This is a genomic window from Dietzia maris, from assembly GCF_036287335.1.
Taxonomy (GTDB): domain Bacteria; phylum Actinomycetota; class Actinomycetes; order Mycobacteriales; family Mycobacteriaceae; genus Dietzia; species Dietzia cinnamea.
This window is the reverse complement of sequence record NZ_CP143053.1, coordinates 239,414-253,164: the sequence shown is the minus strand read 5'-3', so window position 1 is coordinate 253,164 and position 13,751 is coordinate 239,414. Positions and strand designations below refer to the sequence as shown.

General features: G+C 72.0%; 12 protein-coding genes. 3 read left to right on the top strand and 9 right to left on the bottom strand.

What is annotated here, in order from left to right:
- Window positions 1-307: 307 nt before the first annotated feature.
- From VYL96_RS01160 to VYL96_RS01130, 7 genes are all read right to left on the bottom strand, one after another.
- On the bottom strand, window positions 308-1,225 hold the full coding sequence (locus tag VYL96_RS01160; RefSeq protein WP_061914244.1) for a VOC family protein: 918 nt from the start codon (window positions 1,223-1,225) through the stop codon (window positions 308-310).
- Between the two features lie 143 nt (window positions 1,226-1,368).
- Entirely contained in the window at window positions 1,369-3,351 is a 1,983-nt protein-coding gene (locus VYL96_RS01155; protein WP_243699682.1) for a multicopper oxidase domain-containing protein, read from the bottom strand.
- Window positions 3,348-4,076 carry a hypothetical protein gene (locus tag VYL96_RS01150; RefSeq protein WP_243699683.1) on the bottom strand — a complete coding sequence of 243 codons (729 nt, stop codon included), beginning with the start codon at window positions 4,074-4,076 and terminating at the stop codon, window positions 3,348-3,350. The genes VYL96_RS01155 and VYL96_RS01150 overlap by 4 nt, the downstream gene beginning before the upstream one ends.
- 76 nt (window positions 4,077-4,152) lie before the next feature.
- Window positions 4,153-4,953 carry a molybdate ABC transporter substrate-binding protein gene (locus VYL96_RS01145; RefSeq protein WP_061914248.1) on the bottom strand — a complete coding sequence of 267 codons (801 nt, stop codon included), beginning with the start codon at window positions 4,951-4,953 and terminating at the stop codon, window positions 4,153-4,155.
- A gap of 3 nt (window positions 4,954-4,956) precedes the next feature.
- Window positions 4,957-5,238 carry a MoaD/ThiS family protein gene (locus VYL96_RS01140; RefSeq protein WP_232303011.1) on the bottom strand — a complete coding sequence of 94 codons (282 nt, stop codon included), beginning with the start codon at window positions 5,236-5,238 and terminating at the stop codon, window positions 4,957-4,959.
- Between the two features lie 31 nt (window positions 5,239-5,269).
- Window positions 5,270-6,340 (bottom strand): GTP 3',8-cyclase MoaA, encoded by a 1,071-nt coding sequence (moaA, locus tag VYL96_RS01135; RefSeq protein ID WP_061914252.1) that lies wholly within the window; start codon window positions 6,338-6,340, stop codon window positions 5,270-5,272.
- 54 nt (window positions 6,341-6,394) lie between these two features.
- Window positions 6,395-7,768, bottom strand: a complete 1,374-nt coding sequence (locus VYL96_RS01130) for a uracil-xanthine permease family protein (RefSeq protein ID WP_061914278.1) — start codon at window positions 7,766-7,768, stop codon at window positions 6,395-6,397.
- Between the two features lie 139 nt (window positions 7,769-7,907).
- On the opposite strand from VYL96_RS01130, the gene VYL96_RS01125 reads away from it, so the two are divergent.
- The 3 genes from VYL96_RS01125 (at window position 7,908) to poxB (ending at window position 11,776) form a co-directional block, all read left to right on the top strand.
- Window positions 7,908-9,161 carry a molybdopterin molybdotransferase MoeA gene (locus VYL96_RS01125; protein WP_165928479.1) on the top strand — a complete coding sequence of 418 codons (1,254 nt, stop codon included), beginning with the start codon at window positions 7,908-7,910 and terminating at the stop codon, window positions 9,159-9,161.
- An 86-nt stretch (window positions 9,162-9,247) separates the two neighbouring features.
- Window positions 9,248-9,889, top strand: a complete 642-nt coding sequence (locus VYL96_RS01120; protein ID WP_070722982.1) for an MFS transporter — start codon at window positions 9,248-9,250, stop codon at window positions 9,887-9,889.
- 165 nt (window positions 9,890-10,054) lie between these two features.
- Window positions 10,055-11,776, top strand: a complete 1,722-nt coding sequence (poxB, locus tag VYL96_RS01115) for a ubiquinone-dependent pyruvate dehydrogenase (protein ID WP_061227817.1) — start codon at window positions 10,055-10,057, stop codon at window positions 11,774-11,776.
- Between the two features lie 103 nt (window positions 11,777-11,879).
- Here the strand turns inward: poxB and VYL96_RS01110 are convergent, their stop codons facing one another.
- Both VYL96_RS01110 and VYL96_RS01100 read right to left on the bottom strand, forming a co-directional pair.
- Window positions 11,880-12,551, bottom strand: coding sequence for a TenA family protein (locus tag VYL96_RS01110; protein ID WP_070722979.1), 672 nt, complete (start codon window positions 12,549-12,551; stop codon window positions 11,880-11,882).
- 113 nt (window positions 12,552-12,664) lie between these two features.
- Window positions 12,665-13,624: an AraC family transcriptional regulator gene (locus VYL96_RS01100; protein WP_243699684.1), complete on the bottom strand. Its 960-nt coding sequence runs from the start codon at window positions 13,622-13,624 to the stop codon at window positions 12,665-12,667.
- Between the last annotated feature and the right edge of the window lie 127 nt (window positions 13,625-13,751).

The window sequence follows — 13,751 nt, the reverse complement described above, 5'->3', positions numbered from 1 at the left end:
CCGGGCACGCACCGCGGCACACGCGGCACGGATCGGCTCCGCACAGCCGCCCGCCGGCATGGCGTCTCGCGCGCACCGCGGGGCGGGCCAGACGCCATGCCGAGGGGCAGCTGCGGATTCGGCGGGCGGGCCCGGGAGCGAGACGCCATCGCCGGGAGCGGCTGCGAGGGTTCCACGACGCACGCGCACGAGCGAGACGCCAAGCCCGGGAGCGAGACGCCAGGCGCAGGGGCGGCTGCGGGTTCGGCGGGCATGCGCAGGGGCGGATGCCGAATCCACCGCGCGGGCGAACGCAGCGCCTACCGTGTCAGCTTTCCGCGACCGCGCCAGCCGCCCCGACCTGGATGAGCGTGCCCCACGGGTCGTCGACCCGCAGAACGGCGCCGTCGTGGCGGGCCCGGAACCCGTGGTCGGTCAGGCGCTGCTGGAGTGCGTCGACGTCGTCGGCGGTCGGCAGGTCGATGTTCACCTGCCCCAGCCCGAGGGCGGCCGCGCGCGGGCCCGCCCCGGCGGTGCCCCACGTGTTGACGGCGATGTGGTGGTGGTACCCACCGGCGGCGATGAACAGGGCCGAGCCGACATCGCTCATCACCTCGAATCCGAGGGCGTCCACGTAGAAGTCGCGGGCCACACCGATGTCGCCGACCTGCAGGTGGACGTGGCCGAGCGTCGCGCCCGGCGGGCTCGCGGACGTCTCGGGCAGGTGGCTGCGCAGGAACGCGTTGGGATCCAGCGGATTGGTGGCCACCTTGAGCAGACCGTGCGGCTCGGTGGCCCAGGTCTCCCGGGGCCGGTCCGCGTACAGCTCGACGCCGTTGCCCTCCGGGTCGTCGAAGTAGAACGCCTGGCTGTACAGGTGGTCCGAGCTACCGGTGAACGACCGGGGCGCGTTCCGGGCGACCGAGGCGACGGCGGCGGCCAGCGACGCCTCGTCGTCGAACAGCACGGCGGTGTGGAATAGACCCGCTTCGCCGGACTTCCGCGGCGGCAGGTCGGGCATCCGGCGCATCCGCACGAGCGGGAGGCCCGCGCGGCCGAGCACCGCGGTCTCGCCCGAATGCTCGAGCACCTCCAGGGTCACGCCCTCGGAGTAGAAGCCGATCATCGCGTCCAGGTCACGGACCAGCAGCTCCACGGCTCCCATGCGGGTGTCCGGCGCGAGGAGGTCGTCGGCGGGCCGCTCGACGAGGCTGCGGGGGTCGGGGTTCTGGACGTAGACGGGCATGGCGCTCTCCTGGATCGTCGGGCCGATCAGTCGGTCGATGCTATTTGATGTGTCATCTATACCAAGCGGAGCGGGCCGTCGTCTATTCCGTGACGCATCAAGTGCCCCCGGTCAGGACCGGTCAGGGACTGGTCAGGGACCGATCAGTCACTCACGTCGAGAAAGCCCGTCGCGCCCTTCTCCGCGTCAGCGAACGAGTGGTCCACGAAGACGTAGCGGCCGGGCTCGGCGGGGGTCATCTCGACGAACCCTCCCTGCGACGGCGCCAGGTCCAGCGCCTGCGCCCCGCCGCCGCTCCCGCCGAACGCGTCGCGACCGTCGCGCAGCCGATACGCCCCCTCCTTGTACACGGTGTCGAACTGCCCACCCACGACGTGGAAACTCGTGCCATCGCTCGGACCCGCCGCGACCACCCAGATCCGGACGGTTTCGCCCACCCGCGCGGTGAGCGGGTCCCGCCGGTACTGCGTGGCGTGGCCGTTGAACATCACCAGGTCGGGCCGGCGGGCGGCGATCTTGTCCATGTCGAACGGCTCGTCGTCGCCGCCCAGATACGCCTCCGACTGCACCAGGACGTACTCGCGGTCGACCTCCGGCAACTCCGGCGGGTCCACGATGAGCGCCCCGAACATCCCCGCCGCGACGTGCCCGCTCATCGGCGCCGTGGCGCAGTGGTACAGCCACGCCCCCGCCCGCTTCACGGTGAACCGGTACTCCAGCTCCTCGCCGGGCGGGATCGTGCGCATGACCTCGTCCGGACTGACGTCACCGGCGTGGAAGTCGATCGAGTGGCCGATCGTCCCCTCGTTGCGGAAGGTCACCACGAACGTGTCCCCGACCCGGCCGCGCAGCGTCGGCGCGGGCAGCCCACCGTTGTAGGTCCACACCGGCCGCACCACCCCGGGCGCCAGCTCGTCGGTGGTCTCCCTGACCGTGAGGCTGACCCGGTGCTCGCGGCCCGGCGGCGCGGGCGGGAGGACGGGGTCACGGGTCTCGACATCGTCCGAGGGCGGCGAGAGGACGTCGATCGCGTCGGTCGGGGATGCCGCGTCATCGCCCGCGCCGGAGTGGCCGTCGTGCCCGGCCGCGCGCGGGTCCTGGGCCGCACCGCCGACACCACCGCCGGCCCCGCCGCCAGCGGGATCGTCCCCCTCGACCTGCACATCGAAGGTCATGCCCATCGCCTTGTGCCCGGCGATTGTGCACCAGCCCTCGACCGGGCGGCCCACCACGCCGACGTCCACCCGCGCCGTCTCACCCGGCTCCACTCTGCCGGTCCCGACCCCGTTGGCCAGGTACAGGTCGTGAACCGTCGTCTCGTCGTCGTTCCTCAACTCGATCACCAACCGGTCACCGACGGGGACGGTCACGGTGCTCGGCTCGAACCTCATCCCCACCGCGACCACCTCGACGGTCGTGGTGTTCCCGGTCGGGGTGACCGCGGCCGACCCGTCGGTGCGGCGCAGCGGGGAGGACGGGTCGACGGCGAGGACGGTCCCCGTCGCGAGGGCCGCCACCAGCAGCGCCGCCAGCGCACCGACGAGGTTCCGGCGCCGGCCGGGGGCGATCTCCGCGCGGGCCGTGTCCGCCGTGACCCGGGCGGGCTTCTCCCCGGCCTCCCGCGCCGCTGCGGCCGCGCGGATCACCCGCAACTGCGCGCGGACGGCCCGGATCATCACGGGCAGGAACAGGACGAACCCCACGAACGCCAGCAGTGAGCCGACGACCCGCGTCCAGCTGGTCCCGCCAGGCGCGAGGAAGACGGTCAGCCCGGCGTTGACCAGGACCAGGCGGAACGCCGCGAGGCGGTTCATCTCGACCATCCCCGCGCGCACGGCCGCAGGCCCCCCGCGCATCACGGTGGGCATGAGGAAGCTCATGGCGCCGAACAGGATCTGGGCGGCGGCGCCGGCGAGCAGCGGGGCGGTCACGTCGCCCAGGTCGGCCATTCGGCCGGTGGCGACGAGCCACGTGGCCCATCCCAGCGCGATCGGCAGCCACACCAGCCCGCAGGCGATGCTCATCGAGGCGAACTCCCGCGGCGGCGCGCTGCGTGCGGCGCGGACCAGGTACACCAGGTGCCACAGCACGGCCAGCAGATACGCGCCCAACGCCACGGCGATCACCGGCTCCGCCCTGCGAGCGAGGCTCCCGCCGCCGCGACGACCGCCGCCGCCATGACGGCCAGGGAACGGATCGCCGCGGTGTCCTGGCCCCGCGCCATCGGGGTGCGCAGGACCGTGGCCCAGAAGGTGACCAGCGTGGTGAGGACCGTGATGCCGACGAATCCCAGGACGTTGACGGCGAGGTGGAACGCCCGCAGGCGCACGCCCCACTCCTCGTCGACGCCGACCCCCATGACCGCGCCAGCGACGGCCCCGGCCGGCAGGAACGCCGCCGCGACCGCGTAATACCGCACGATCGGCCGGAACCGGGTCGGGGCGGCCGCGCGGATCTGCCGGACGAGATCCACCACGTACCAGGCGACCGCTCCGCCGACGACCGTCGCGCCGGCGACGATCGCGATCGGCCACGCCCCGATCATCCCCGCGACCAACGCCACGATCCCCGCGTTGAGGACCATGATCCTGCGCACCTGGACCGCCCTCGACTCCTCCGCGGGCCGCTGGTGCAGCAGCGTCTCGGTGAAGTGCTGGCCCCAGACGAGGATCGAGTTGGTGAGCAGGCCCAGCGTGAAGACGTGGATGATCGTCCACGTGGACGCGGGCACCCACCGGTGCACCACGCCCAGCACCACCAGCGCGATCATCCACACCTGCACCGGCCGGGTCGCCCGCCGGTGCCACGATCCCGTCCGCCGGGACGGGGAGCGGGGCGCCGAAGTGCTCATATCGCCGAGTCTAGGCCCGGCCAAATACCTTCCCGACGTGCGGATTTTCCGCGGCCGACGGGGGGATTCCCCGCGATCACTGCGGCAGCGGGGCCAGCCCGGTGTTCTCGAGGGCGCGTCGGCCCCGGTCGGAGACGACCAGTTCCAAAAAATCGTCCGTCGCCGCGCGCTCCCCCTCCGAGTCGGCCCCCTCCTCGCCGCGCACGACCCTGGCCACGGAGTACCGCGTGGTCCCCGCCGTCTGGGCGAGTTCGCGGTCCCGCTGGTCGACCTCGACCTGCGCGACCCAGCCGTGCGAGGCGGCGACGTCGGTCCGGTAGACGATGCCCACGTCGTTGTCGGCCAGGCGCGCGGCGAGGGCGCGCGAGCCCGAGTCGCGTTCGACGCCCGGCGGCTCGACGCCCGCGGCGGACAGCAGCGTCTCCGCGGCCTTCCCGCACGGCACGTCCATCGCGCACAGCCCGACCCGCAGGTCCGGGCGTTCGAGGTCGCGCAGCCCCGTGATCCGGCGCGGGTTCCCGGACGGCACGGCCACCACGACGTGGTTGCGGGCGAAGACGCGGGGGTCGACCGCCACGCCGGCGTCCACCACCTGCTGCATGGCCTCCTCGCTCGCGGAGGCGAAGATGTTGATGTCGTCACGCCCCGGCAGCCCGGCGGCGATCGTGTCCGACCGGCCCAGCTCGAGGCTGACGGTGACCCCGGGATGCTCGTCCTCGAAGATGTCGATCATCTCCGTGAACGCCGCGGTCAACGACGGGGCGGCCGCGACCCCGATGGTCGTGGTCTCGTCCTCGGGTTCCTGCGTCGCGCAGGCACCGACCACCGTGCACGCCAGGGCGATCGTCAGCACGCCGACCCCCCGGCTCCGGTTCATCGCTCAGCCGCCGGCGAACGGGGGCAGTACATCGACGGCGGAGACGCCGTCGATCGGGGTCTTCGGATCCCGGGTGGTCTCGTCGCCCACTAGGAAGGAGGACACCGTGACGATGCTGGCGAGCGGCTCACCGTGCCGCTCGCACACCTCCCGCGCCAGCTCCCCGACGGTGGTGGCGTGGGTGTGCAGTCGTTCGCGGGCGGTACCGGCGGCGTCCTCCGCCGCGGCGTAGTAGCCCACGGTGATCACCCGCGGCGCCCGTCCCACATCCGGTGTGCTGCTCACATCATCAACTCTATCGCTCGACACTGACACGTCAACCACCAATAGCTCCCATCGACCGCCGCGGCCTGTGGAAGGCAGTACCGCCGATCCCGTGCCCGGCCTGCTTGCCCCACATCGCGCCCCGCCAGATCTCCGCGACCTCGGAGTCCGGGGCGCCCGAGCGCAGCACGCCGAGCACGTCGGTCTCGTCGTCACTGAACAGGCACGACCGCACCGTTCCCTCGGCGGTGAGCCGGGTACGGTCGCAGGCCGCGCAGAAGTTGCGGGTCACGGTCGCGATCACCCCGACCGTAGCGGGCGCGCCCCCGACCGTGTGGCCGGCGACCCGCCACAGCTCGGCCGGCGCGGACGGGTCCTCGCGCCCCGCGGGGACCAGCTCGAACCGGGTCCGCAGGGAGTCCAGCACGTCGGCGGCGGTGACCATCTCCGCGCGTGACCAGGTGGCCTCGGCGTCGAGGGGCATCTCCTCGATGAACCGCAGCTGCACGCCCTCGGCGAGCGCCCACTCCAGCAGGTCGGGCGCGCCGTGCAGGGTCGCGCGCAGCGGCACCGCGTTGACCTTGACCGGATCCAGCCCTGCCTCGACGGCGGCCCGCACGCCGCGCAGGACCGAGGGCAGCCGGTCGCGGCGGGTCAGCTCGGCGAACTCGGCGCGGTCGACCGTGTCCAGCGAGATGTTGATGCGGTCCAGCCCGGCCTCGACGAGCCGACCGACGCGGTGCTCGAGGCCGACCCCGTTGGAGGTCATGGCGATGGGCAGGTCCGGGCAGGCCTCACGGGTGCCGGCGATGATGCGCTCGAGGTCGGACCGCATGAGCGGCTCGCCCCCGGTGAAGCGGACCTCGTGCACCCCCAGCTCGCGGTGCGCCAGCGCCACCAACCGGATCACCTCGTCGGCCGTCATCCGCGCGGCGTCGGGGATCGGCGGCAGCCCCTCCTCGGGCATGCAGTACGTGCAGCGCAGCGAGCACTTCTCGGTCAACGAGACCCGCAGGTCCCGGGCGACGCGGCCGAAGGAGTCGACGAGCAGCGGCGTCGCGGGGCGTGTGTGCGGGCCCGCGCCCGGTGCGCGGCGGGTGTCCGGGACGGTCACGGCGGCCACCTCCCCTCTAAGGTGTAGGTGGCCCCGAGTGTAGGGGCCCGCGCCGTGCCCCGCTCACTCGTCCTCCGGCCGCCGTTCCAGCGCGGTGACGTCCGGGGTGGGCCCCAGCAGCGTGAGTTCGTGGATCTCGTCGCGCTCGGCCTGGCCGCGCAGCTGCGGCGCGATCGCCCGTCCCAGGTGGTAACCCAGGACCACCACCAGGGTACCCAGGGCGATGCCGCCGAGCTGGAAGTCGTCGGTGATCTGCAGGGTCGTGTCGCCGATCGCGATCACCACACCCGCCGCGACCGGCACGAGGTTCAACGGATTGCCGAAGTCGACCCGGTTCTCCTTCCAGATCTTGGCGCCGAGCAGGCCGATCATCCCGTAGAGCACCACCGTGATGCCGCCCAGCACACCGCCCGGGGTCGCGGAGATCACCGCACCCAGCTTGGGGGAACACCCCAGCACGATCGCGGTCAGCGCGGCCACCACGTACGCGGCCGTCGAGTACACCTTGGTCGCGGCCATCACACCGATGTTCTCGGCGTACGTCGTCGTCGCCGACCCGCCGAACGACGTGGCCAGCACGGTCCCCGCACCGTCCGCGGCGAGGGCGCGGCCCATCAGGCCGTCGGTCTCGGTCCGCGTGATCTCCCCGATCGCCTTGACGTGCCCGGCGTTCTCGGCGATGAGCGCGATTACGCCCGGCACCACCAGCAGCACGAACGCCAGCGAGAAGCTCGGCGCGTGGATGCCGACCACGCCGGCGGCCTCGTCGGTCATCGGCGGCAGCCCGATCCACGGCGCGTCCCACACGCCCGACCAGTCGACGCGCAGGTGCTCGGCCACCTCACCGGAGCCGGCGTCGAGGGAGGTGATCGGGCCGGTGGCCAGGTCCAGCACCCAGGACAGGCCGTAGCCGAAGATGAGGGCGAGGAAGATCGCGATCCGCCCCGCGAAGCCCTTGAGCCCGACGGTCATGAGGATCAGCACGACCATCACCGCCAGCGCGACCCACTGGTCCTGGGGCCAGTACGTCTCGGCGACGACCGGAGCGAGGTTGAAGCCGAGCAGCATGACGACCGCGCCGGTGACCACGGGCGGCAGCACCGCCGTGACCACGCGGCCGCCGACGAGATGGACGACGACGCCCACGACCAGCAGCGTCGCGCCCGCCACGAGCATCGCGCCGGTGACCTCGGCGCTCGTGCCGCCCTGCGCGCGGATCGCCGCGACCGCGCCGACGAATGCCACGGACGTGCCGAGGTAGCTGGGCACCTGTCCCTTGACCACGGCGAGGAACAGCAGGGTGCACACGCCGGAGAAGAGGATCGCCAGCTGCGGGTTGAGGCCCATGATGATGGGGAACACGAACGTCGCGCCGAACATCGACACCACGTGCTGCGCGCCGATCCCGATGGTGCGCGGCCAGCTCAGCCGCTCCATGGGGGCGACCACCTCACCGGGTCGGATGTTCCTGCCGTCGCCGTGTACCGACCAGAGACCCACGTCTTCCCCACTCTCGCTGCGTCCGGCCGCACCCGCGCGCGCCGTAGGCACAGTACAACGCGGTTACCGTGGGGACATGAGTTCCCTGCCCGACCGGCCCGACCGTCCGTCCCCCGCCGAGTACCGCGAGCTGCTGCGCGCGCACCTGGCGCCGGTGTTGGAGCGGGCGGCGCGGAGCACGCACCTTCCGCTGGCGGCGTGCGCGGACTCGGTCCTGGCGGTGCCGTTGCGGGCGTCGGTGGACCTGCCGCTGTTCGTGAACTCGCAGATGGACGGCTACGCGGTGCGGTCGGTGGACATCGCCGGGGCGGGGCCGGATTCGCCGGCGCGGCTGCGGGTGGTCGGGGCGGTGCACGCCGGTGACGGTCGGGGTCACGGGGTCGACGACGACGAGGCCTGCAAGGTGATGACCGGCGCGCCCGTGCCCGAGGGCGCGGATTGTGTGGTGCCGGTCGAGGACACGAGGGTGAGCGACACCGACCCCACTGCGGTGCTGGTGGTGGCGCCGCGGTCGCCGGGCGAGTTCATCCGCCGCCCGGGGGACGACGTCCGCGCCGGCGACGTGGTGATCGACGCCGGGGTGCGGCTGGCGGCGCGCCACCTCGCGGCGGCCGCCTCGCTCGGGGAGTCGGGTCTCGATGTGCGGCCTCGCCCGCGGGTCGGCGTGGTGGCCACGGGCTCGGAGCTGGTCGCGCCGGGGCGGCCGCTGGGGCCGGGGCAGATCTGGGAGTCCAACTCCATCACCCTGGCCGCCGCCCTCAAGGCCTGCGGGTGCGAGGTCACCACCACGACGATCTCGGGCGACGACCGCGGCGAGTTCACCGCGGCCCTGGACGCGGCCACCGGCGACGCCGACCTCGTGGTGACCGCGGGTGCCGTCTCGATGGGCGACGCCGAGGTGGTGCGCCAGGTGCTCGCCGACCGCGAGGGCGCCCGCTTCGCGCCGATCGCCATGCAGCCCGGCGGCCCGCAGGGCCTGTCGACGTGGCGCGGTACCCCGGTCGTGTGTCTGCCGGGCAACCCGGTCAGCGCGCTGGTGTCGTTCGTGGTGCTGCTGCGACCGGTCATCCTCGAGGCGGTGGGGCGGTCGCCTGTCCAACCGGTGCGGGCCCGGCTCTCGCGCGACGTCACCTCCCCCGCAGGGAAGGTCCAGTTCCTGCGGGCGGCGCTCGGCCCTGACTCCGGTGCTGGCATCCCCGTCGTCGAGCCGGTCTCCGGTTCCGGCTCACACCTGGTCGCCTCGATGGCGCGCGCTGACGTGCTGGTGGAGATCCCCGCCGACGTGACCTCGCTGGCCGCCGGGACCGAGGTCGACGCGGTGGCGCTGTAGCCGCCGATGCCCGCGGGCAGGCGACAGATCTGAGACCAGAAGGCACGTGACCGAGCACGCCTTTTTGCATCTACCCGATCGTCGGCATGGCGCTGACCACGGCCACGGTCGCGGTGATGACCCAGATGACAGGCTCGACCCCGATCTGGCAGATCATGGGCATGCTGCTGTTCTTCGGCGCCGGCCTGGGCCTGGTCATGCAGGTGATCGTGCTGGCGGTTCAGAACGCGGTCGACCCGCGCGAGGTGGGCGTGGCCACGAGCTCGAACAACTACTTCCGCGAGATCGGTGCGGCGATCGACACCGCCTGGTTCGGTTCGCTGTTCACGGGTCGGCTGATCGACAACCTCACCGACACGGTGGCCGCCAACCCGGAGCAGGCGATCGCCTCGGGGTTGAACCCGGGCGCCGTCACGCCGGCCTTCGTGGCGAACCTCCCCGAGCCGCTGAACCAGGGGATCGTGGACTCCTATGCGGATGCGTTGGCTCCCGCGCTCTGGTTCGTGGTGCCGGTCCTCGCCGTCGCCCTTCTCTTCGCGTTCTTCCTCCCCCAGGTCACCCTCAGCACCGAGGCCGGCATGATCGCGCGCGGCGAGGCCGTGTGGGATGACGGCAGGGGCGAGGTCGTCGAGATTGACGGAGAAGACGTTCCCCGGGTCGACGACGACAACGCCACCACCGCGACCGCGCCCACCCCGGGAGACCCGCCCGCCCCGGCGCACGGCTGACCCCACCCGGACACCCCCACCTCACCCGTCACCGCCAGCGACATTCCGGCTCCTGACCCGAAGCGCGATCGGTACCCGGTCGCACTGAAGGGTCGTAGGGTCGGGGATGGCCGAAGGGCCGGCCCGGCCCTTCGGCGACGAGTTCACCACCAGTCGGAGGCATACATGCCCACACGTACCACGGTCGCTCGACACATCATCGACACGCTCCACGCCTCGGGGGTCCAGCGGGTCTACGGACTTCCCGGCGACTCGCTGAACGGCGTCACGGACGCGATCCGGCAGACCGACGGCGTGGACTGGGTGATCACCCGGCACGAGGAGGCGGCCGCGTTCGCCGCCTCCGCAGAGGCCGCGCTGACGGGGAACCTCACGGTGTGCGCCGGTTCCTGTGGGCCCGGCAACCTGCACCTGATCAACGGCCTGTTCGACGCCCAGCGTTCCGGGGTCCCGGTCCTCGCGCTGGCCGCGCACATCCCGTCAGAGGAGATCGGGACGGGATATTTTCAGGAGACCCATCCACAGGAGCTGTTCCGCGAGTGCAGCGTCTATGCGGAGCACGTCTCGTCAGCCGAGCAGGCGCCGCGGCTGCTGAGGATCGCTATGCGTGCGGCCATCGAGAAGCGCGGGGTGGCCGTACTCGTCCTGCCCGGCGACGTGGCGCTCGAGGAGATCACCGCCGAGGCGGCCGCCATCCGCCCCACAGTCAGTGCGGTGGTCCCGGCAGAGGAGGATCTCGCTCGCGCCGTCCGTGCCCTCGACGGCTGCGAGGACGTGACGATCCTCGCAGGCGCCGGCTGCGCGGGCGCCCATGACGAACTGCTGCAGATCGCGGAGATGCTCAAGGCGCCGATCGTCCACGCGATGCGTGGCAAGGAATGGGTGGAGCACGACAATCCCTACGACGTGGGAATGACCGGTCTGCTCGGGTTCTCCTCGGGCTACCGCGCCATGATGGCCGCCGAGACCCTGCTGGTTCTGGGCTCCGACCTGCCGTATCAGCAGTTCTACCCGGACGCCACGGTGATCCAGGTCGACATCCGGGGCGATCGGATCGGTCGACGCACGCCTGTCGAGGTACCGCTGGTCGGCGGTGTCGGGGAGACGATACGGGCGCTGCTCCCCAGGCTGCGCACGCACACGGGCCGCAAACATCTCGACGGTGCCACGAAGCACTACGCCAAGACGCGGCGCACGCTGGACGATCTCGCCACGCCGTCCAAGCGGACCATCCACCCGCAGTATCTGACGCGGTTGATCGACGAGGCGGCAGACGACGACGCGGTGTTCCTGCCGGACGTCGGCAGCCCTGTGATCTGGGCGGCCCGCTATCTGACGATGAACGGGCGCCGACGGATCGTCGGGTCGTTCACCCACGGGTCCATGGCCAACGCCCTGCCGCAGGCGATCGGCGCCCAGGCCGCCTCACCCGGCCGACAGGTGATCGCGCTCGCGGGCGACGGTGGGCTCTCCATGCTGATGGGCGAGCTGCTCACGCTCGTCGAGCACGACCTGCCGGTCAAGGTGGTGGTGTTCAACAACGCCTCGTACAACTTCGTGGAGGTGGAGATGAAGGCCGACGGCTTCGTGAACTTCGGCACCGACCTGTCCAACCCCGACTTCTCGAAGGTCGCGGAGGCCTGCGGGCTCGCGGGCTTCCGGGCGGACAAGTCCAAGGATCTGGCCGGGACCGTCAAGCGGTTCCTCGCCCACGACGGGCCCGCCCTGCTCGAGGTGGAGGTGGAACGCCAGGAGCTCACGATCCCCCCGTCCATCAGCGCCGCCCAGGCCAAGGGATTCACGCTCTACTCGCTGCGCACCGTACTGTCCGGCCGCGGTGACGAGCTGGTGGACCTGGCCAAGGCGAACCTGCGGCAGTTGTTCTGAGCCCCTGCCCAGGACCCCTCGCCGCCGCGTGGTCTCGCCGATTCACACATCCCCGGGGCGGGTCCACATACCACCGTGGTCTGCGACCACGCGGCGGCGATGCCTACTCGGCGCTGTCGAGAGCCTGCTGCCAGAAGTCGATCTCCAGGCGGGTGGCCGTGCGGAACACGTCGGTGAGCTCGTCCAGCCGACGGTCCGACAGCCCGCCCGCAGCCAGGGCATCGAGCTGGGCGATCGCGGCGCGGGAGGCGGCGGTGAATTCCTCGCCGGAGTACTCACTGATCCACTCGCGGTACGGGTGCTCGCCAACCTGCCCGCCGTGCTCGGCCAGACGCGGCTGCAGCCTGGCGCCGATCTCGGCGTAGCCGATCGTGCACGGGGCCAGCGCAACGCTCAGGTCGAGCAGGTCCCCGGCCATTCCCGAGTCCAGGACATAGCGGGTGTAGGCGACAGTGGCCTGCTTCTCGGGAGCGGCCTCGAGCTCGGCGCGCGGGATGCCCCAGCGCTCGGTGAGCGTCAGGTGCAGCTCGGTCTCGGCGAGAATCGCCCCGGTCGCGGCGTGCGCGGCCCTGAGGTCAGCAAGCGTGCGGCTCTTATACGTGGCCAGGGCGTTGGCGCGGGTGAACTGGACGAGGAAGTGGAAGTCCTGGACCAGGTAGTCCTGGAAGACCGGCAGCGGCAGGGTGCCGGCGCCGAGCCGCTCCACGAAGTCGTGCCGGGTGTAGGCGTCCCATTCGTCGCGGCAGCGGGTCTTCAGGGTCTCGAACAGGATCAACTCGGGTCTCCTTCAGCGCTCGGTCGACAGGCGGGCGACGATCGCGCCGTGTGGCCGGTGCCCGGGCCCTGTCCTGGTGTAGGTCTCGATCACCTCGAAGTGTGCCATCCGCGTCACAGGCCCCGCTCCCGTAGCCGGCTCGGAGACACGCCCTCCCAGCGGGTGAACGATCGGGTGAACGTCGCGGTCTCCGAGTATCCGAGCTCGCGCGCCACCTCGGACACCGCCGCGCCCTGGGCGAGCAGTTCCAGCGCCCTGCCATGCCGCACCTCGTCGACCAGCCGCCGGAACGACGTGCCCTCCGCGGTCAACCTCCGCCGGAGCGTGCGCTCGTCGACGTGCAGGTCAGCGGCTACATCCGCCATGGACGGCCAGTCACCCCGCTCGTGCCGCAGCCGGCTACGCACCTGCCCGGCCACACCGACGCGGGCCAGCCGGGCATCCAGCACCTCCCGGCACTGCTGCTCGAACAGCCGCGCGGTGTTCTCATCCGCCTGCGGCAGCCGCTCGTCCAGGCGCTCGCGCGGGATCACCAGCCGGTTAGTCGCGCACCGGGGAACCACGGCCGCCTGCTCGAGCCGCCACGCCTCCGCCAGCAGCGCGGCGCTCGCGGGCCCGAGCGTGGTCTCGATCCCGACCAGCTGCAGGTCGATCTGCGCGCCACGAAACGCCGCCGCCAGCCCGGCCAGGTCCCGTTCCACCACGAAGGCGCGCACATCGGGCGGGATCTCGTCGTCGGCGGCGACGGCGTAGACGAGGCCGTCCGCGCCGTCTCCCGAGCCACTTTCCTCCAGCGCGAACCGCAGGTGCGTCGGCGACAGCGCGAGGTACGGGATCGCCCGCTCGAGCGCCGCGCGCACGGTGGGCCCGGCCAGCATCATGAATCCGATCACGCCGGTCCGACCGATGGTCGAATACGCCCCGATGCCGGCTCCCAGCCCGGGCAGGTCCCCGAGCTCGGCCAACAGATTGCGGATCACCGCGAACTCTTGATGTGCCCAGATCTGCGCGTTCTCATCCGCGAGATCGGGCGGCTGAATTCCGGTGCCGGCGAGGCACCTCGTCGTCGTCATCCCCTGCGCCACGGCGCCTTCCACCATGATCCGCACGCCCTCCGTGCCGCGCGGCACGGCCCACACGGGCGATCCCGGCGACGACCGCGACGACGACAACGACGGCCTCACAGTCATCGCCTGAAAC

Excerpts from the sequence above, each read along its gene's own strand:
- VYL96_RS01145 (WP_061914248.1), bottom strand. The coding sequence starts at position 4,953 with ATGAACCGGAGCCGGGGGGTCGGCGTGCTGACGATCGCCCTGGCGTGC.
- VYL96_RS01100 (WP_243699684.1), bottom strand. The coding sequence starts at position 13,624 with ATGACGACGACGAGGTGCCTCGCCGGCACCGGAATTCAGCCGCCCGAT.
- poxB (WP_061227817.1), top strand. The coding sequence starts at position 10,055 with ATGCCCACACGTACCACGGTCGCTCGACACATCATCGACACGCTCCAC.
- VYL96_RS01130 (WP_061914278.1), bottom strand. The coding sequence starts at position 7,768 with ATGGAGCGGCTGAGCTGGCCGCGCACCATCGGGATCGGCGCGCAGCAC.
- VYL96_RS01160 (WP_061914244.1), bottom strand. The coding sequence starts at position 1,225 with ATGCCCGTCTACGTCCAGAACCCCGACCCCCGCAGCCTCGTCGAGCGG.
- VYL96_RS01150 (WP_243699683.1), bottom strand. The coding sequence starts at position 4,076 with ATGAGCACTTCGGCGCCCCGCTCCCCGTCCCGGCGGACGGGATCGTGG.
- VYL96_RS01120 (WP_070722982.1), top strand. The coding sequence starts at position 9,248 with ATGGCGCTGACCACGGCCACGGTCGCGGTGATGACCCAGATGACAGGC.
- VYL96_RS01125 (WP_165928479.1), top strand. The coding sequence starts at position 7,908 with ATGAGTTCCCTGCCCGACCGGCCCGACCGTCCGTCCCCCGCCGAGTAC.